The following is an 18,862-nucleotide window of genomic DNA, read 5'->3' as shown; positions in this document are numbered from 1 at the left end:
GGGTGGCGGCGTGTCGCTGCGTCCTCAGCAGATGGGGACGCTCACAGCTGTTTCATCAGCACGAGCGACTTGCGCTGCCAGTTGTAGAGGCGGCGGCGGTCTTCGGGCAGGTCGTCGACGGTGGCCTTTACGAAGCCGCGTTTCAAGAACCAGTGCTCGGTGCGCGTGGTAAGCACGAAAATGCGCGTGAGGCCACGTGCTCGCGCGCGCTGCTCGATGCGGCGCAGGAGCCGCTCGCCGTCGCCCGAGCCTTGCGCCTCGGGCGAGACCGTGAGGCACGCCATTTCGCCGATGCGCTCCTGCGAATACGCGTAGAGCGCCGCGCAGCCGAACAGCACGCCGTCGTGCTCGATTACCGAGAAATGGTCGATGTCGCGTTCGATCTGGTGACGCCCGCGCCGCACGAGCGTGCCGTCGCTTTCGAGCGGCTCGATCAGCGTGAGGATGCCGCCGACGTCGTCCGGCGTGGCTTCGCGCAGGCTCTCCAGATTCTCGTACGAGATCATGGTGCCCACGCCGTCGTGCAGGAACAGCTCGAGCAGCACGCTGCCGTCGAGCGCGTAGGGCAGGATGTGCGCACGGCCCACGCCGCCGCGGCAGGCTCGGATCGAGTGCTTCAGATAGAAGCCTTCGTCGCCGAGCACGGTGCCGCTTTCCTGCAGCTTGTAGGCGTCGTCGAGCGACATTTCCCGGATCAGATCGCCTTCCTCGCTGATGAGACCCGGCGTTTCCGTGAGGAAAATGATCTTGTCGGCGCGCAGCGCGATGGCCGCCGCCGAGGCGACGTCTTCCATCGACAGATTGAACGCCTCGCCCGTGGGCGAGAAGCCGAGCGGCGAGAGCAGCACGAGCTTGCGGCTCGCGAGCGAGTGGCGGATCGAGTCCGCGTCGATCTTGCGCACCACGCCCGTGTGCTGGAAGTCGACGCCGTCCAGAATGCCGACCGGGCGCGCCGTCACGAAGTTGCCCGAGACCACGCTGATGTGCGCGTGCGCCATCGGCGTGTTCGGCAGACCCTGGCTAATCGCGGCTTCGATGTCGAGGCGCACTTCGCCGGCGGCTTCTTTCGCCGATTCCAGCGCGCGGGCATTGGTGATGCGCATGCCGTGCGAGAACTCTGACTCGACACCGTGCAGGCTCATCTGCTCTTCGACCTGCGGGCGCGAACCGTGCACGAGCACGATCTGGATGCCCATGGCCTGCAAGAGCGCGATGTCGGCGACGAGCGCGTTCAGCAGGTTCTGGTGCACGACTTCGCCGCCGAAGCCGACCACGAAGGTCTTGCCCTGGAACATGTGGATGTAGGGCGCGACCGATCGCATCCAGTCGACGAACTGCGCGTGCTGCGCGGCTTGCTGGGCAGCTTGCTCCGAAGCGGAGTCCGCGGCGGCGGAAGCCGGCGCGCTCGCGGAGGCGGGGACGAGGTCGGTTTGGGAATTCATGCCCGGGATTATAATGCGCCCCCATGTCGAATGTACCCAAAAGACCTGCCTCGGCGCAGGGCAGCAACACCCCCGGCGGGAAAGACGCGGCGCACGGCGGCGCGCAGGAAAAGCGCGCGTCGCAGAAGTACGGCGACGGACCGAAGCTGGCGTCGGCCGACCGGCTCGCCGCGCTCGTGGGCGGTGGATCGGGCAAACCGCAAAAGAGCGCGCAGACGGCGGTGGACAAGGGCAGCCAGAAGGCAGGGCAAACGCAAGCGCAGACGGCGCCGCAAACGCAGGCACGACCGCAAGCAAGGTCCCAGGCACAGACGCCTGCACAAGGCCAGTCGCAGCAGGAAAAACCGCAGACATCCGCGCAACCGCAGACGCAAGCGCAAACACAAACGCGAGCCGCACCGCGCGCGGAAAATCGAAACGAGAGCAAGCCGGCCGCGCAGCCGGGCGCGTCGCGCAACGATCGGCGCGCAGCGCGGCGTGGCGAACCGCGCGATGTGCGGACGCAACCGCAGACGCCGCGCAATCCGCCCCCGCGCGCGCAACAGCCGAATCAACCGAAACAACCGAAGCATCCGGCCGTGTCTCAGCCGTCCGCGCCTGGGCCCGCCGCGCCGAAATCCGGAAACGCATCGCGTCCCGCAGGCGAAGGCGAGCGCGCGCCGCGCGTCGAGCGCCCGCCGCGTGAATCGCGTGAATCGCGTGAGCCGCGGGAACCGCGCGCGCCCATCGCGCCGAATCCGATTCCGCCAATCACGTTCCCCGAAGCGCTGCCCGTCTCGGGCCGTCGCGAGGAGATCGCGCGCGCCATCGCCGAAAACCAGGTCGTGATCGTGAGCGGCGAGACCGGCTCGGGCAAGACCACGCAGCTACCGAAGATCGCGCTCTCGCTCGGGCGCGGGCGCGGCGCGGGCGGCACCGGCCTCATCGGCCATACGCAGCCGCGCCGGATTGCAGCGTCGGCCACGGGCCGCCGCATTGCCGAGGAACTCGGCACGCCGTTTGGCGAAGTGGTCGGCTACAAGGTGCGCTTCACGGACAATCTTGCGCCGGGCGCGTCGGTGAAGCTCATGACCGACGGCATTCTGCTCGCCGAGACGCAAACCGATCCTCTGCTCAAGGCCTACGACACGATCATCATCGACGAGGCGCACGAGCGTAGCCTGAACATCGACTTTCTGCTCGGCTACCTGAAAGAGATCCTGCCGCGCCGGCCGGATCTGAAGCTGATCGTGACCTCGGCGACCATCGACGCCGATCGCTTCGCGCGCCATTTCGGCAGCGAGGAGAAGCCGGCGCCCGTGATCGAGGTGAGCGGGCGGCTCTATCCCGTCGAGGTGCGCTATCGGCCCGTGCAGGAAGACAGTCCGGCAGTGAAAGCCGCACAGGGCACGACAGGGCGTGAAAAAGGCGCGAAATCACAGCGGGACACGGATCGCGACCTGATGGAAGCCATCGTCGACGCCGTGGACGAACTGTGCCGCGAGGGCTCCGGTGACGTGCTCGTGTTCCTGCCCGGCGAGCGCGAGATTCGCGACGCCGCCGAGGCGCTGCGCAAGCATCATCCGCCGCACACGGAAATTCTGCCGCTGTTCGCGCGGCTTTCCGCGCAGGAGCAAGAGCGCGTGTTCAAGCCGTCGAACGCGCGCCGCATTGTGCTGGCCACCAACGTCGCGGAAACCTCGCTCACGGTGCCTGGCATCCGTTACGTGGTCGATACGGGCCTCGCGCGCGTGAAGCGCTATTCGTACCGCAACAAGGTCGAGCAGTTGCAGATCGAATCGATTTCGCAGGCCGCCGCGAACCAGCGCGCCGGCCGCTGCGGCCGCGTCGCGGACGGCATCTGTATCCGCCTCTATGAGGAGCAGGATTTCCTTTCGCGGCCAAAATTTTCCGATCCGGAAATTTTGCGTTCGTCGCTCGCGGCGGTCATTCTGCGGATGAAATCGCTGCACCTCACGGCGATCGAGACGTTCCCGTTCATCGAGCCGCCGCCGGGCCGCGCGATCGCCGACGGCTACCAGCTGCTCAATGAACTTGGCGCCGTCGACGACGACAATGCGCTCACGGCACTGGGCCGCGAACTCGCGCGTCTGCCGCTCGATCCGCGCGTGGGCCGCATGATTCTCGCCGCGCGCGACGAGCAGGCCATGCGCGAAGTGCTCATCATCGCGAGCGCGCTCTCGGTGCAGGACCCGCGCGACCGGCCCATCGAGGCGCAAGAGCAGGCCGACCAGGCGCATCGGCGCTTCGCCGACGAGCGCTCCGAATTCCTTCAGTGGCTCAAGATCTGGGCCTGGTTCGAGGAGGCCGTCGCACACAAGAAGTCGAACAAGCAACTCGTCGATTCGTGCCGCGCGAACTTCCTTTCGCACCTGCGTCTGCGCGAATGGCGCGACGTCCATTCGCAACTGCTCACGGTGGTGCGCGAGCACGGCTGGCGCATCAACGAAGCGGACGCGACCTACGAGCAGATCCATCACGCACTGCTCACCGGGCTGCTCGGCAACATCGGCCTGAAAGCCGACGACGATCCCCATTATCTCGGAGCGCGCGGCATCAAGTTCCACCTGTGGCCGGGCTCGGCGCTAGTGAAGAAAGCGGGACGCTGGGTCGTGGCCGCCGAGCTTGTGGAGACGAGCCGCCTGTACGCGCGCTGCATCGCGAGGATCGAGCCCGAATGGCTCGAAAAAGTGGGCGCGCATCTGTTGCGCAAGTCGCTTTCCGAGCCGCACTGGGAAAAGCGCGCGGCGCAGGTGAGCGCATTCGAGCGCGGTGTGCTGTATGGCCTGCCGGTGTATCAGCGCCGGCGCGTGGCATTCGGCAAGCAGGATCCGGCGCGGGCGCGCGAACTTTTCATTCGCGGCGCGCTGGTGGAAGGCGAGTTCGACACGAAGCTCGCGTTCTTCGCGCACAACCGCAAGCTGCTCGCCGATATCGAGCAGCTCGAGCACAAGTCGCGCCGCCAGGACGTGCTGGTCGACGACGAGTTGATCTTCGCGTTCTACGATCACGCGATTCCCGAGGGCATTTATTCGGGCGCATCGTTCGAACGCTGGTATCGCGACGAGGTGAAAAAAAGCGGCGAGCCCGAAGACAAGCTGCGTCTGCTCTACCTCTCTCGCGACGACCTGATGCGCCACGAGGCCGCCGGCGTGACGACCGAGTTGTTCCCGAAGCGCATGACGATGTCGGGCGTGGCGATGGCGCTCACCTATCACTTCGAGCCGGGCTCGCCGCGCGATGGCGTGACGCTCGCGGTGCCGCTCTACGCGCTCAATCAGGTCGACGCGCGCCGCTGCGAATGGCTCGTGCCGGGCATGCTCAAGGAGAAGGCGCATCTGCTGCTGAAGTCGCTGCCGCAGACGCTGCGCCGCCATTGCGTGCCGCTGCCCGAATACGCGGCGGGCTTCGCTGAGCGCGCGGGCGGTGAGCGCTTTGGCGCGGGCGGGCTCGTGGAGGCGCTCATCATCGACGTGAGAGAGCAGAAGCAGGTGGCCCTGAAGTCGTCCGATTTCAAGCTCGAATTGCTGCCGGCGCACCTTTTCATGAATTTCAAGGTGATCGACGAGCACGGTCGCCAGCTGGCGATGGGCCGCAATCTCGCGCAACTGCGCAGCGAGCTCGGCGCGCAGGCGCAGCAGCAGTTCCAGAAGCTCGCGAGCGCGACCGCGCTGGCGGCGCTGGAGGCACGTGGGGGCGGGGAGCCGCGCACCGCTGCGCAAGATTCGCAATCTGCGCCGCAGCCCGGCGTCAACGCGCCTGCGAGCGCACCCCGGCAGGGCAACGCGCCGCACACGCCTGCGTCCACCGACGCGGCGCCGGCCACCGCGCTCTACGAGAACCTCACGACGTGGAACTTCGGCAAGCTACCCGAGCTGCTGGAGATCCGCCGGGGCGGCCAGACGCTGTTCGGCTATCCTGCGCTGGTCGATCGTGGCGCGCATTGCGACGTCGAAGTGTTCGACTCGCCCGAAGAGGCCGCGCGCATCCATCGCGCAGGCCTGCGGCGTCTGTTCGCGCTGCAGCTGCGCGAGCCGATCCGCTACATGGAGAAGAATCTGCCGGGGCTGCGCGAGATGGCCATGCAGTTCATGGCGCGGGCTACCCAGGAGGAATTGCGAGACCAGCTGATCGAACTCGCGCTCGATCGCGCCTGCCTGCAGGACCCGCTGCCCGACGACGAGGCGAGCTTCCACGCGCGCAAGGACGAAGGGCGCGGCCGTCTCTCGCTGCTCGCGCAGGAGATCGCGCGGCTGGTGGGCCAGATCCTTGCCGAATACGCGTCGCTGGCGAAGAAGCTCGTGCAGGCGAAGGCGTTCGGCGCGCCGGCGGCGGACATGCAGGCGCAGGTCGATGCGCTCATCGGCAAGCGCTTCATTCTGGAGACGCCGTACGCGCAGCTCGTGCATTTCCCGCGCTATCTCAAGGGCGTGGCGCTGCGCATCGACAAGCTGCGCGCCGACCCGTCGCGCGACGCGCGCCAGGCGAGCGAATTCCTGCCGCTCGCGCAGCAGTATCAGCGCGCGCTTTCGCAGCGCGGCGGCGTGTTCGATCCGCGCCTGGCCGAGTTCCGCTGGCTGCTCGAGGAACTGCGCATCTCGCTGTTCGCGCAGGAGTTGCGCACGCCCATGCCGGTATCGGTCAAGCGGCTGCACAAGGTCTGGGAGTCGATGCTGCGCTGAAAGTCTGGGCGCGGCGTGCTGTCGCATTTCATCGGCCCAACGTCAACCTTGCAGGAAGGTAGACGTTCTACAATCACGAACCAGTCCGGGAACCACTCTCCATGCGTAATCAATCTTTTGGCCGCGCCGCGGGCCGCCTCCTCGTGAAGGGCGCCTGCGCGGCGCTGGCCTGCGCCGCGTTCGCGGGCATTGGCGCAACCGCGGCGCGCGCCAACAACATCATCGTGCTGAATTCGGGCGAGGCCACGCTGAGCCTCATCGACGACAAGACCCACGAGGTCGTCGGCACCGTGCCCACCGGCAAAGAGCCGCACCACCTGTTCCCGACGCCGGACAACAGCTCGCTCATCGTCGCGAATTCGGTGTCGAACAACCTGCTGTTCGTCGATCCGAAGACGGGCAAGCCGCAGCGCTGGATCGAGAATATCGAGGACCCGTATCAACTCGGCTTCTCGCCCGACAACAAGTGGTTCGTGACCACGGGCTTGCGGCTCGACCGTCTCGATATTTATCACTACGGCGGCGCCGGCAATTTCACGCTCGCCAAGCGCCTGCCGCTCTCGGCCATGCCGAGCCACCTCGCGTTCACGAAGGACAACAATACCGTGTTCGTTTCGCTGCAGGTGTCGGGCGAGATCGCGGCGGTCGACCTGCCCACCCAGCGCGTGCTCTGGAAGATGAAGGTGGGCGCGGCGCCTGCGGGCCTGTGGCTCACGCCCGGCGAGAAATACCTGCTCGTCGGCATGACGGGCGCCGACTACGTCGCGGTGGTGGACTGGCGCAACCAGAAGGTCGTCAAGACGATTCAGGTGGGCAAGGCGGCGCACAACTTCCGCTCGATGGTGGATGGCCGCCACGTGCTGGTGTCGAGCCGCGTGTCGAATGTCATCAGCATCATCGACGAAGAGTCACTCGAGAAAGTGGGCGAGATCAACGGCCTGCTGCCGGGACCCGACGACATGGAGCTCACCGCCGACAAGCGCTATCTGTGGGTGACGTTCCGCTTCGCCAAGCACATTGGCGTGATCGACATGCAGACGAAGAAGCTCATCAAGACGATTCCGGTGGGGCGCTCGCCCCATGGCATTTACTTCTATGACCGTGCGCCGGTCATGTCGCCCAATGGCGCCTGATTTACGTGGTTTCCCGGGCGCTTCTGCCCGTGCCTCTAGTCGTGTTTCGTAGATGATTCGCCGCCGCACATGCCAGCCTTTCTGAACTCCTGCGTGCATTGGGCCGTGTCTGGCGCCGACGACCTCGTGTCGTGGCTCCAGACGCTCGCGTACGTCAAGGTCCTGCAGCCGCTGCTCTTTTACGCGGGCCTCATGGACGTGGACGAGGACACGTTCGACGCGCTTTACTGGGTGATCGTCGGCGTGCTGGAGATCGGCGCGATGTACGTGATCCTGCGGCCGCTCGAAGCGCTCGTGCCGGCGGAGCAATGGCGCGACCGCAAGAGCGTGGGCGTGGATGCCGTCTATACCTGGATCACGCGTCTGGGCATCTTCAATCTGCTGTTCTTTTTCGCGCTGCAGCCGGTTTTCGACCGCGCGCAGAGCTGGTTGCGCCTGCACGGCGTGATGAGCGTCGACATCGACAATCTTTGGCCCGGCGTGACGACCGTGCCGCTCGTCACGTTCGCGATCTATCTGATCGTTCTCGACTTCTTCGGCTACTGGTATCACCGTTTTTCGCACCGCTTCGGCATCTGGTGGGAGCTGCATGCGGTCCATCACAGCCAGCGCAAGATGTCGTTCTGGTGCGATAACCGCAATCACCTGCTGGACGTGCTGGGACAGTCCTGCATGTTCGCCGCGATTGCGCTGGTCATTGGCGTGCCGCCCGCACAGTTCGTCGTGCTCGTCGCGCTCACGAACTTCGTGCAGAACGTGCAGCACGCCAATATTCGCTGGCACTTCGGCTGGCTCGGCGAGCGGCTCGTCGTGAGCCCGCGCTTTCACCGCCGCCATCACGCCATCGGCTATGGGCACGAGGGCACGACCTATGGCTGCAATTTCGGCGTGCTGTTTCCGTGGTGGGACATGATGTTCGGCAGTGCTTCGTTCAATCGCGAAATCGAGCCCACCGGGATCCGCGATCAGCTCGAAGGCGAACGCTACGGCGAGGGTTTCTGGGCGCAGCAGGGGCTCGCGTTCCGGCGCATCGCGCGGCGGCTCGCGGCGCAGCGGCGTACTAAGGGCGATACGCGCGACGACGCCAGCGCCGCCTGATCCAATCGGTACTTCGTGATACTTCACGACTTTGGACGGCCCGTCGCGCCGTGGTTTATGCTGTCGATTTGACGCACCGAACCCATGGGCCTCGCGATGCTTGCTCGTCTGACCGCTGTTTTCCTCCTCGCATGAACGATCTGTTGCGCTCGTTCGGGCGCGCACTGGTGGGCGCGTTCCATCCCTCGATGCTGTTTCTCACCTTCGTGCCGTTTCTCGTGGCGGCGGGAGTGTGGGGCGGCCTGCTCTATGCGTTCTGGCAACCGCTCGTCGATGCGTTGCGTCCAGCGCTCGAACATTGGTGGGCCACTGCGTATCTCTACCGTCTGTTCGACCTGCTCGGCTATGGCGCGCTGCGCAACATGATCGGACCATTCGTGGTGATCGTGCTGTCGGTTCCGCTCATCGTCATTACAGTGCTGCTGCTGATCGTTGCGATTTCGATGCCGCGCGTGATCCGCTATCTCTCGGCCCGGCAGTACTCGACGCTGGAGGAGCGGCGTGGCGGCAGCTGGTACGGCAGCCTGCTTCATTCGCTCTGGACCACGGTGATTTGCATCGTGCTGCTGTGCGTCTCGCTGCCGTTCTGGTTCTTTCCGCCGTTCTTCGCGCTGGTGCCGCCGCTGTTGTGGGGCTGGCTGACCTATCGCGTGATGACCTATGACGCGCTCGCGCTGCACGCCAGCGCTGAGGAGCGGCGCGAGCTCGTGCGCCGGTACCGGCTGCCGCTGCTCGCGATCGGTGTGGCGAGCGGCCTGCTCAGCTCGCTGCCCACGGCGATCTGGATCGCCTCTGCGTGGCTGCTGCTGTTTTTCCCGTTCGTGGCCATGGCGACTGTGTGGATCTATGCGTTCATTCTGGTGTTCACGGCACTCTGGTTCGGCCACTACTGCCTGCACGCGCTTCAGCGTCTGCGCGCGGCGCAAACACGGCAGACGGGGCATGATGTGACCGTCACACACTAAAACTGAATCCGCACGGGAGCCTGCTGCTCCCGACTCCCGCGCTTGCGAAGAATTACGACAAACCACGACGCACTACAACGAATCACGACGAGGTCATTCATGGCATTTGGCGTCATCATCATCGGCGACGAGATTCTCTCGGGCCGCCGCAGCGACAAGCATCTGCCGAAAATCATCGAACTGCTCGGCACGCGCGGCCTCGCGCTCGAGTGGGCCGAATATGTCGGCGACGACCCGGCGCGCATCACGGCGACGTTCGAGCGCTCGTTCGCGTCAGGCGACATCGTGTTTTCCACGGGCGGCATCGGTGCGACGCCCGACGACCATACGCGCCAGTGCGCAGCGGCTGCGCTCGGCGTGCCCCTCGCGCTGCATCCTGACGCGGAGGCCGCGATCCGCGAGCGTATCCGCGACATGCACTCGGGTGCCGGTCCGGTCGACTTCGATTCGCTCGAGAACCAGCACCGCTTCCAGATGGGCGCGTTCCCGCTGGGCTGCGAGATCATCCCGAACGGCTACAACAAGATCCCGGGCTTTTCGATTCGCGACCATCATTTCGTGCCGGGCTTTCCGGTGATGGCCTGGCCGATGATCGAATGGGTGCTCGATACGAAGTACGCGCATTTGCATCATCAGATGCCGCACGCGGAGAAGTCGCTGCTCGTGTTCGAGTTGCCGGAGTCGACGCTCACGCCGCTCATGGAGCGCATCGAGCATGATTTCCCGGGCGTGCGCGTGTTCAGTCTGCCGAGCGTGGGCGACACGGAGCGCGGCGGCGTTTATGCGCGCCGGCATATCGATCTGGGCGTGAAAGGGGAGCCGGAGGCCGTCGCGGCAGCGTTCGTGAAACTGCGCGAAGGCGTGCATCTGCTGGGCGGCGACATCGTGGAGCCGCCCGAGCCGGCCAAGATCCAGAGTGCTGCGTCGCGCCACTAACCGCTAACGCCGGCCACGGCGAGTTCCTGCGCGAGATTCGCATGATCCCGGGCTGGCGCTTCGGGGCGTGCGTGTCCATCATCGGCGTGTCACATGGGGCGCTCAAAGTGATCAGCCGGGTTTGTGCCAGTCAAATCCGCCCAAACCCGGTTGATTCCGGCACGGCGCGCCGCTTTGGCATCAGGCGCCCAGCCAGGGCAGGCCGCGGAAGCACCAGCCCGTGACCGTCTTGCGATGTCCCTCGCTGTTCTTGTCGCCCTCGAAGCCTTCCAGCAAGTCGTACGCATGCGTGAAGCCGGCCTTGGCGGCTTCGATGGCCGCGAGCTTCGAGCGCGCGGCGCTGCGGCAGAGGAACAGCACAGGTGCGTCGGGATCGGCGACGCTCTTGAGCTGGGCGATGAATTCGGCGTTGGGCACGCCGCCGGGATAGCGCGTCCACTCGACATGGGCATACTGGCCGTCGCCCACCACGGGGCGGCCGACCCAATCGAGTTCGGCGCGCGTGCGCACGTCGACGAGTTTCACGCGCGCATCGAGTTGCAGAAGCTCGAACGCCTCGGCGGGCGAGACCGCGCCCGCGTAGGGCAACTGGCTCTCGACGCGGCGCTTTTCGGCTTGGGCGTACAACTGTTCGAGCGTACTCATGACAGCAGATCTCCTATTTCTCGTGTTGGACCAAAGGATTATTCTAGCGCGCTGCATGGTGCAGGAAGCGGGCGTTCGTGGCGCGCCAATGAGGGCTGGCGGGCCGGCAGGGCCTTGATGCACCGGCTTCGCATGCGCGTGTCCGGTGCGTGCGATTTATCGCACCGGCAGTTTCGCATCGAATTGGTGCGTAGAAATTTTTATGCACCATAATGGAGTGTGTTTCATGCGCCAAATCTGGGGATGCACGAGTTTGGTGCGAGTCACCGGGTGGTTTGTGGCGCCGGCACGTTTGCGGCGCGCGCCGTTTCGCTTCCGGTGCCTGCCCGCATTGGGTTTGCTCAGGTAGGGTGAAAAACTGGCACAGAAGCTGCTTTATATGTCACGATCGATTCACAGCGGTGTGGATCAACAGAATTGGCACGGCGGCAACGTTCGCCGAAATCGTTAATCAGGAGAAAAGGTTATGAGCAAATCCGTGGCCGACGTCATGCAACTCGTCAAGGACGAAGACGTCAAGTTTGTCGACTTCCGCTTCACGGACACGCGCGGCAAGGAGCAACACGTCTCGGTCCCGCTGTCGCATTTCGACGAAGACAAGTTCGAGTCGGGCCATGCGTTTGACGGTTCGTCGATCGCCGGCTGGAAGGGCATCGAAGCCTCGGACATGCTGCTCGTTCCGGATGCGAACACCGCGTTCATCGACCCGTTCTACGAAGAGTCCACGCTGGTCCTCACCTGCGACGTGGTCGAGCCGGCAGACGGCAAGGGCTACGAGCGCGACCCGCGCTCGCTCGCCAAGCGCGCCGAAGCGTACCTGAAGAGCACGGGCCTCGGCGACACGGCCTTCTTCGGTCCGGAACCCGAGTTCTTCATTTTCGACTCGGTCCAGTGGAACACGGACATGTCGGGCACCTTCGTCAAGATCGGCTCGGATGAAGCACCGTGGTCGTCGTCGCGCGAAATGGAAGGCGGCAACCCGGGTCACCGTCCGGGCGTGAAGGGTGGCTACTTCCCGGTCGCGCCGGTCGACACGTTCCAGGACATGCGCTCGGAAATGTGTCTGCTGCTCGAACAGATCGGCATTCCGGTCGAAGTGCACCACCACGAAGTGGCGGGCCAGGGCCAGAACGAAATCGGCACGAAGTTCTCGACGCTGGTTCAGCGCGCCGACTGGACGCAGCAGATGAAGTACATCATCCACAACGTCGCGCATACGTACGGCAAGACGGCCACGTTCATGCCGAAGCCGATCGTTGGCGACAACGGTTCGGGCATGCACGTTCACCAGTCGATCTGGAAGGATGGCCAGAACCTGTTCGCAGGCAACGGCTACGCAGGCCTCTCGGAATTCGCGCTGTTCTACATTGGCGGCATCATCAAGCACGCTCGCGCGCTGAACGCCATCACGAACCCGGGCACGAACTCGTACAAGCGTCTGGTTCCGCACTTCGAAGCGCCGGTCAAGCTCGCTTACTCGGCACGCAACCGTTCGGCTTCGATCCGCATTCCGCACGTGAGCAATCCTAAGGGACGCCGTATCGAAACGCGCTTCCCGGATCCGCTGGCCAACCCGTACCTGTGCTTCTCGGCACTGATGATGGCGGGTCTGGATGGCGTGCAGAACAAGATCCACCCGGGTGAAGCTGCAGACAAGAACCTGTACGACCTGCCGCCGGAAGAGGATGCAAAGATCCCGACCGTCTGCGCGGGCCTCGACCAGGCACTCGAAGCGCTCGACAAGGATCGCGAGTTCCTGACGCGCGGTGGCGTGTTCACGGATTCGATGCTCGACGCCTACCTCGAGCTGAAGGAAGGCGAGCTCCAGCGCGTGCGCATGACCACGCACCCGGTCGAGTTCGAACTGTACTACTCGCTGTAATCGACGCAACGCGCTACGCGAGCCGCAATGCAGCGTAGCGCGTTTTCGATAGCGGCGATCGATCACAAAGGGACGGTGCTGCCGTCCCTTTTTCGTTGGCCTCGAATGGACTAAAAGCCGGACTGAAAGCCGGCCTGCGACATGGTGCTCAAGAATCTGATCAAGGCAAGGAAGGGTCATGCGGAGCCGCTCTCGGACGAGACGGCGCTCGTGGAGTCGGGGCTGTTGCCCGGCTTCGAGGCGCTGCCCACCGTCGTGCTCGTGCTCGACAAGCGCACCTTGCGCGTGGCGTTCGCGAACCCCACGGCCGAGGCGATGCTCGATCTTTCGCGGCGCCAGCTCGCGCAGATGGCGTGGTCCGATCTTTTCTCCAACGCGGATGAACTGCTCGAAACGATCGCGTCGATCGCTGCGCATCGCTTTCATGCGACGCGCCTCGACGCCGCGCTCGAGCGTCCGGGCCGCGAGGCGCTGCACGTGCACGCGATCGTCGGTTTTCTCGAGAGCGCGCCTGACTACGTGCTGCTCGAGCTGTTCGAAAACGAGCGCCATCTCAAGAGCGATCGCGAGGAGCGCATTCACGACCTTGCGACCGTCAACAAGCATTTGATCCGCAATCTCGCGCACGAGATCAAGAATCCGCTCGGCGGCATTCGCGGCGCGGCGCAGTTGCTCGAATTCGAGCTCGGCACGCTCGGTCGCGACGAGCTGCGCGAGTACACGCAGGTCGTCATCAAGGAGTCGGACCGGCTGCAAACGCTCGTCGACCGGCTGCTCGAGCCGCACCGGCATCCGCATATCGTCGGCGACGTGAACGTTCACGAAGTGTGCGAGCGTGTGCGTGCCGTGATTCTCGCCGAGTTTCCGCGTGGCCTCACGATCGAGCGCGACTACGACGTGAGCGTGCCCGACCTGCGCGGCGACAAGGAGCAGCTGATCCAGGCACTGCTGAACATCGTGCGCAATGCGGCGCAGGCGTTGCGCGAGCGGATTTCGCAGGGCGACGCGCGCATCGAGCTGCGCACGCGCATCGCGCGCAAAGTCACGATTTCCAAGCGCCTGTGCAAGCTGGCACTGGACTTGCATGTCATCGATAACGGACCCGGCATTCCCGAGGAGATCCGCGACCGCATTTTTTATCCGCTCGTCTCCGGACGCGAGGATGGCAGCGGTCTCGGGCTCACGCTTGCGCAGACCTTCGTTCAGCAGCATGACGGTTTGATCGAAGTGGAAAGCCGGCCGGGCCACACGGAGTTTCAGATCCTGCTGCCGCTCGACAACTGATTCACCGCCATTACTTCCATCGCAAGCCACCAGGACTTCTGACCGACCTTATGAAGCCGATCTGGATAGTAGACGACGACCAATCGATACGCTGGGTGCTCGAAAAAGCCTTGGCGCGCGAGAATTTCGCGACCCGCAGCTTCTCGAACGTGCGCGACGCCGCGAGCGCGCTCGAACACGACAGCCCGCAGGTGCTCGTCTCCGACATTCGCATGCCGGGCGGCTCGGGCCTCGAATTGCTGCAGACCGTGCGCGAGCGCTTGCCGGGCCTGCCCGTCATCATCATGACCGCGTTCTCCGACCTCGACAGCGCGGTGGCCGCGTTCCAGGGCGGCGCGTTCGAGTATCTCGCCAAGCCCTTCGACGTGGCCAAGGCCGTCGAGCTGATCCGCCGCGCCGTGGACGAGAGCATGCGCGGCGAGCATCATTGGGACGAGCGTCCCGCCGAGGCGCCCGAGATGCTGGGCCAGGCGCCTGCGATGCAGGACATGTTTCGCGCCATTGGCCGCCTCTCGCATTCGGCGGCCACCGTGCTCATCACTGGCGAGTCCGGCACCGGAAAGGAGCTGGTCGCGCGCGCGTTGCACCGCCATAGCCCACGCGCGAACGGTCCGTTCATCGCGCTGAACACTGCCGCCATCCCCAAGGATCTTCTGGAATCCGAATTGTTTGGCCACGAGCGCGGCGCGTTCACGGGGGCGCAGGCGATGCGTCAGGGCCGCTTCGAGCAGGCCGAGAACGGCACGCTGTTTCTCGACGAAATCGGCGATATGCCGTTCGACTTGCAGACGCGCCTGTTGCGCGTGCTCTCCGATGGGCAGTTTTATCGTGTAGGCGGCCACAACCCGTTGCGCGCGAACGTGCGCGTGATCGCTGCTACGCACCAGAACCTGGAAACGCGCGTGCGCCAGGGGCTGTTCCGCGAGGACTTGTATCACCGCCTCAACGTGATTCGCCTGCGCTTGCCGGCGCTGCGCGAGCGCAGCGAGGACATTCCGCTGCTCACGCGCCATTTTTTGCAGAAGAGTGCGCGCGAACTCGGCGTCGAGCCCAAGCGCGTGTCCGACGAGGCGCTGGCGTATATGTCGTCGCTGGCGTTTCCAGGCAATGTGCGCCAGCTCGAAAACCTCGCGAACTGGCTCACGGTGATGGCGCCCGCGCAGACCATCGAGATCAAGGACCTGCCGCCCGATCTGGTGCCAGTGCATGCCGCGGCAACCGACGGCACGCATGCTGGCGCGTCAGGCGAAGCCACGGCGGCCACGGTTCCGGTGGGGATGCCGCTCGCGGGGGGCGAGAGCGCGCTGACCGCTCCAGCGGGTGTTGCCGGTGCCGCGGGTTTCGCAGGCATGCCGGGCGCAAGCGGCGGCATGCCGGCTGTGCATCCGGCGACCAGCAATGGTGCTGCGGCGCCACCGGTGGGCGTTTGGGAAAGCGGCTTGCGCACCGAAGTCGCGCGCTTGCTGCGCGAGAACAGTGCAGGCGTCATGGACGAACTCTCGCGGCGCTTCGAAGCCGCGGTGATTCGCGAAGCGCTCGACTATACGCGCGGCCGCAAGGTCGAGGCCGCCGAGCGCCTCGGCATCGGCCGCAACACCATCACGCGCAAGATCCAGGAACTCGACCTCGAATGAGCGCGGCATGAACCGTGCGCGGCGGGCGGCTTGCGCCGTCCCGCACGGGCCGTCCCGCACGGGCCGCGTCCACGCGCAAGGCGCTTCGCGCGTGGTGGGGCATAATCGACGCTGGTTTTTCCGTCGATGATCGAATATGCCCGTGACTTCCCCGTGGCCCGCCGAGGCCGATCCGTTCCTCTCTCTCGAATCGCTCGACGACCCCGCCGCCATGGTCTGGGTCGAGGCCCAGAACGCGCGCACGCGCAGTGCGTGGCAAGGCGGCGAACGCTTCGAAGCATTGGAAAAGCGTCTTGCACAGGCCTATTTGCCGCGCGAGCGGCCCGTGATCCCGAGCCGCTGGCAGGAGTGGGCCTACGATCTCTGGGAAGACGAGGACAATCCGAAGGGCTTGTGGCGCCGCGCGAAGTGGGCTGACTGGCGCGCGCGCAAGCCGCAGTGGCAGACGCTCATCGACTTCGACGCACTCGGCGCGGCTGAACGCATGCCCTGGGTGTGCGCGGGCATCGACATCCTGTATCCCGACGGCGACCGCGTACTGATCCAGCTTTCGGACGGCGGTGCCGATGCCGTCACCGTGCGCGAGTTCGATCTCGAAAGACGTGTGTTCGTCGACGGCGGTTTTGCGATCGAGAAGGAAGGCAAGCACGTCATCTCGTGGATCGACCGCGATACGGTGTACGTCGGCTGGGATGCGGGCGGCAAGCTCGGCAAGAAGACGCTCACGCGCTCGGGTTATCCGCGCGAAGTGCGCCGCTGGACGCGCGGCACGCGCCTCGCCGATGCACCCGTGGTGTTCCGCGGCGAGTTCGACGACATCAGCGTGGAGGGCGATTACGACCCTGTCGAGAAGCGTCATGACGTGGTGCGCAGCGTCGACTTTTTCGATTCCTTGACGTACCGGCTCGACGAGCGCGAGCAGTGGCAACTTTACGACGTGCCCTCGCACGTGGCAGTGGGCGCGTGGCATGGCTGGCTGATGCTCGAGCCGAGGCTCGACTGGTCGCTCGGCGAACACACCTGGGCGGGCGGTTCGCTGCTCGCGATCCGCGAAGACGCATTTCTTGCTGGCGAGCGCACCGTCACACCGCTTTTCACGCCCACGCCGGTGACGTCGGCGTGCGACTGGAGCACGACGAAAAACGTCCTGATCGTCTCGTGGCTCGACGACGTGCAAAGCCGCACGATGCTGTGGCAGCCGCAGCAGCAAGACGGCGCATGGACGTGGCAATCACGTTTTTTCCCGGCGCGCGCGAGCTCGCAGGTGGATGTGTCGCCGATCGAGGACACGCTCAACGACGAAGTCTTCGTCGATGTGGACGACTATTTGCTGCCGCCTGAATATTGGCTTGCCGATCTCGCGCAGCAGGACCTGCAGAACTGGGAGCTGCTCGATCGCTGGCCCACGCAGTTCGATGCCGCGCCGCTTGCGGTGATCCGCTCGCATGCGCGTTCCGCGGATGGCACGATGGTGCCGTTCACCGTAGTGGGCCCGCGCGCCGCACTCGAGGGTACGGCGCGCAAGCCGCTGCCATGCCTGTTGACGGGCTATGGCGGCTTCGCTATCGCACTCACGCCCCAGTATCTGGTTGGCTCGGGCATCGGCTGGCTGGAGCAGGGCGGCATCGTCGCCATCGCCCATATTCGCGGTGGCGGCGAGTATGGCACCGCCTGGCATGTGAGCGCGCAACGCGAGCATCGGCAGCGCTCGTTCGACGATTTCATCGCCGTGTCGGAGCAACTGGTCGCAGAGGGATATACGAGCGCGGCGCAACTGGGCATCAAGGGTGGCAGCAACGGCGGCTTGCTGGTCGGCGCGTGCATGGTGCAGCGTCCGGAACTGTTCGGCGCGGTCGTGTGCGAGGTGCCGCTGCTCGACATGCAGCGCTATCCGCTGCTGCATGCCGGCGCGTCCTGGATGGATGAATACGGCGATCCTGAGGATTCCGAAGAAGGGTGGGCGCTTGCCGAATATTCGCCGTATCAGCGCGTGAAAGCCGGCGTTGCATACCCTCCCGTGCTCTTCACTACCTCGACGAGCGACGACCGCGTGCATCCCGCACATGCGCGCAAGATGGTCGCGCGCATGCAGGAGCAGGGGCACGCGAACGTCTGGTATCTGGAGAACACCGAGGGCGGCCACGGGCCAGGCAGCGACTCGCTGGAGCGCGCGCAGTACGACGCGCTCGTGTACCGCTTTTTGTGGACCACGCTCGCCGCAACGTGGTGAGCGGCGCGGGCTGAGTGCCCGCGCCCGACTGGCGCGATTGGCGCGCTCAGCCCGCGATCTTCAGATCGGCCACGACCGGCGTATGGTCCGAAGGTTGCTCCCACTTGCGCGGCACCTTGTCGATTTCGCACGACACGAGCGCGGGCGTGAGCGTGGGCGAGAGCAGGATGTGGTCGATGCGCAAGCCCGCGTTGCGGCGGAACGCGAACATGCGATAGTCCCACCACGTGAACGTCTTGTCGGGCTGCTCGAACTGGCGGTAGGCGTCGACGAAACCGAGCGCGATGAGGCGCTGGAATTGCGCGCGCTCTTCGGGCGAGACGAGATTCTGTCCCTCCCAGGCCTTGGGGTCGTGCACGTCGCGGTCTTCCGGCGCGATGTTGTAATCGCCGAGCAGCGCGAGCTGAGGATGCCGCCCCATCTCTTCGCCGAGCCAGTCGTGCATCGCGTCCAGCCAGCTCAGCTTGTAGGCGAATTTTTCGGTGCCGGGCGCCTGGCCGTTCGGGAAATACGCACTGACGATGCGCACGCCGTCCACCGTGGCGGCAATCACGCGCTGCTGCGGGTCTTCGAAACCGGGGATGTTGCGCACGATCGTGGCCTCGTCGACGGCCAGTCCATCGCGCACGAGAATGGCCACGCCGTTATAGGTCTTCTGGCCTGCGAACCAGCTGCGGTAGCCTTGAGCCTCGAGTTCGGCGCGCGGGAACTTGTCGTCGGTGAGCTTCAGCTCCTGGAGGCAGAGCACGTCCACCTGGCTCTGCCCGAGCCAGTCGATGACGTGCTGCAGGCGGACCTTCAGGGAATTCACATTCCACGTTGCGATTTTCATGAATGAATGAGCGTTGGATCGGCGAAATACCGAATCATAACGCCCGACGACACGGGGCGGGCCGCCGCCGTGCCACGCCGGAGGCGGATGGGTTCGACG

The 18,862-nt window shown here is 65.2% G+C and carries 12 protein-coding genes; 9 read left to right on the top strand and 3 right to left on the bottom strand.

All coding sequences use genetic code 11. The annotated features are described in order from the left end of the window. Positions 1-41: 41 nt before the first annotated feature. Positions 42-1,442 (bottom strand): amino-acid N-acetyltransferase, encoded by a 1,401-nt coding sequence (gene argA, locus PWP93_RS07315; protein ID WP_035530996.1) that lies wholly within the window; start codon positions 1,440-1,442, stop codon positions 42-44. A 23-nt stretch (positions 1,443-1,465) separates the two neighbouring features. Between argA and hrpA the strand changes: the two genes are divergently transcribed. From hrpA to PWP93_RS07290, 5 genes are all read left to right on the top strand, one after another. Then, a complete protein-coding gene (gene hrpA / locus PWP93_RS07310; RefSeq protein WP_421043974.1) occupies positions 1,466-6,124 on the top strand; it encodes an ATP-dependent RNA helicase HrpA in 4,659 nt (1,552 codons plus the stop codon). Between the two features lie 101 nt (positions 6,125-6,225). Next, positions 6,226-7,257, top strand: coding sequence for a beta-propeller fold lactonase family protein (locus PWP93_RS07305; RefSeq protein ID WP_421043973.1), 1,032 nt, complete (start codon positions 6,226-6,228; stop codon positions 7,255-7,257). A 69-nt stretch (positions 7,258-7,326) separates the two neighbouring features. Then, on the top strand, positions 7,327-8,355 hold the full coding sequence (locus tag PWP93_RS07300) for a sterol desaturase family protein (protein ID WP_421043972.1): 1,029 nt from the start codon (positions 7,327-7,329) through the stop codon (positions 8,353-8,355). A 131-nt stretch (positions 8,356-8,486) separates the two neighbouring features. Then, positions 8,487-9,320 (top strand): EI24 domain-containing protein, encoded by an 834-nt coding sequence (locus PWP93_RS07295; protein WP_421043971.1) that lies wholly within the window; start codon positions 8,487-8,489, stop codon positions 9,318-9,320. Positions 9,321-9,419: 99 nt separating this feature from the next. Beyond that, positions 9,420-10,256, top strand: coding sequence for a competence/damage-inducible protein A (locus PWP93_RS07290; RefSeq protein WP_421043970.1), 837 nt, complete (start codon positions 9,420-9,422; stop codon positions 10,254-10,256). A gap of 180 nt (positions 10,257-10,436) precedes the next feature. Here PWP93_RS07290 and PWP93_RS07285 read toward each other — a convergent pair whose 3' ends face one another. Then, complete coding sequence (locus PWP93_RS07285; protein ID WP_421043969.1) at positions 10,437-10,901, bottom strand: rhodanese-like domain-containing protein; 465 nt, start codon at positions 10,899-10,901, stop codon at positions 10,437-10,439. Positions 10,902-11,367: 466 nt separating this feature from the next. Here PWP93_RS07285 and glnA point away from each other — a divergent pair, with 466 nt between their 5' ends. From glnA to PWP93_RS07265, 4 genes are all read left to right on the top strand, one after another. Further along, a complete protein-coding gene (gene glnA, locus PWP93_RS07280; RefSeq protein WP_421023684.1) occupies positions 11,368-12,783 on the top strand; it encodes a type I glutamate--ammonia ligase in 1,416 nt (471 codons plus the stop codon). 141 nt (positions 12,784-12,924) lie between these two features. Continuing rightward, entirely contained in the window at positions 12,925-14,067 is a 1,143-nt protein-coding gene (glnL, locus tag PWP93_RS07275; RefSeq protein ID WP_421043968.1) for a nitrogen regulation protein NR(II), read from the top strand. A 50-nt stretch (positions 14,068-14,117) separates the two neighbouring features. After that, complete coding sequence (ntrC, locus tag PWP93_RS07270; protein WP_421023686.1) at positions 14,118-15,701, top strand: nitrogen regulation protein NR(I); 1,584 nt, start codon at positions 14,118-14,120, stop codon at positions 15,699-15,701. A 136-nt stretch (positions 15,702-15,837) separates the two neighbouring features. After that, positions 15,838-17,931, top strand: a complete 2,094-nt coding sequence (locus PWP93_RS07265; protein ID WP_421043967.1) for a prolyl oligopeptidase family serine peptidase — start codon at positions 15,838-15,840, stop codon at positions 17,929-17,931. Positions 17,932-17,977: 46 nt separating this feature from the next. On the opposite strand, the gene xth is transcribed toward PWP93_RS07265, so the two are convergent. Then, the gene (gene xth / locus PWP93_RS07260) at positions 17,978-18,763 is read right to left on the bottom strand and encodes an exodeoxyribonuclease III (RefSeq protein WP_421043966.1); all 786 of its coding nucleotides are present in this window, start codon (positions 18,761-18,763) and stop codon (positions 17,978-17,980) included. Positions 18,764-18,862 lie beyond the last annotated feature (99 nt).

Source organism: Paraburkholderia sp. A1RI-2L (assembly GCF_048957375.1).
Taxonomy (GTDB): Bacteria; Pseudomonadota; Gammaproteobacteria; order Burkholderiales; family Burkholderiaceae; genus Paraburkholderia.
Note: the sequence above shows the minus strand (reverse complement) of the source record. Positions and strands in the feature narration are given on the sequence as shown.

What these genes read in the sequence shown, in the direction of transcription:
- ntrC (WP_421023686.1), top strand. Translation starts at nt 14,118, where the DNA reads ATGAAGCCGATCTGGATAGTAGACGACGACCAATCGATACGCTGGGTG.
- PWP93_RS07285 (WP_421043969.1), bottom strand. Translation starts at nt 10,901, where the DNA reads ATGAGTACGCTCGAACAGTTGTACGCCCAAGCCGAAAAGCGCCGCGTC.
- PWP93_RS07305 (WP_421043973.1), top strand. Translation starts at nt 6,226, where the DNA reads ATGCGTAATCAATCTTTTGGCCGCGCCGCGGGCCGCCTCCTCGTGAAG.
- PWP93_RS07265 (WP_421043967.1), top strand. Translation starts at nt 15,838, where the DNA reads ATGCCCGTGACTTCCCCGTGGCCCGCCGAGGCCGATCCGTTCCTCTCT.
- argA (WP_035530996.1), bottom strand. Translation starts at nt 1,442, where the DNA reads ATGAATTCCCAAACCGACCTCGTCCCCGCCTCCGCGAGCGCGCCGGCT.
- hrpA (WP_421043974.1), top strand. Translation starts at nt 1,466, where the DNA reads ATGTCGAATGTACCCAAAAGACCTGCCTCGGCGCAGGGCAGCAACACC.
- PWP93_RS07300 (WP_421043972.1), top strand. Translation starts at nt 7,327, where the DNA reads ATGCCAGCCTTTCTGAACTCCTGCGTGCATTGGGCCGTGTCTGGCGCC.
- glnA (WP_421023684.1), top strand. Translation starts at nt 11,368, where the DNA reads ATGAGCAAATCCGTGGCCGACGTCATGCAACTCGTCAAGGACGAAGAC.
- xth (WP_421043966.1), bottom strand. Translation starts at nt 18,763, where the DNA reads ATGAAAATCGCAACGTGGAATGTGAATTCCCTGAAGGTCCGCCTGCAG.
- PWP93_RS07295 (WP_421043971.1), top strand. Translation starts at nt 8,487, where the DNA reads ATGAACGATCTGTTGCGCTCGTTCGGGCGCGCACTGGTGGGCGCGTTC.
- glnL (WP_421043968.1), top strand. Translation starts at nt 12,925, where the DNA reads ATGGTGCTCAAGAATCTGATCAAGGCAAGGAAGGGTCATGCGGAGCCG.
- PWP93_RS07290 (WP_421043970.1), top strand. Translation starts at nt 9,420, where the DNA reads ATGGCATTTGGCGTCATCATCATCGGCGACGAGATTCTCTCGGGCCGC.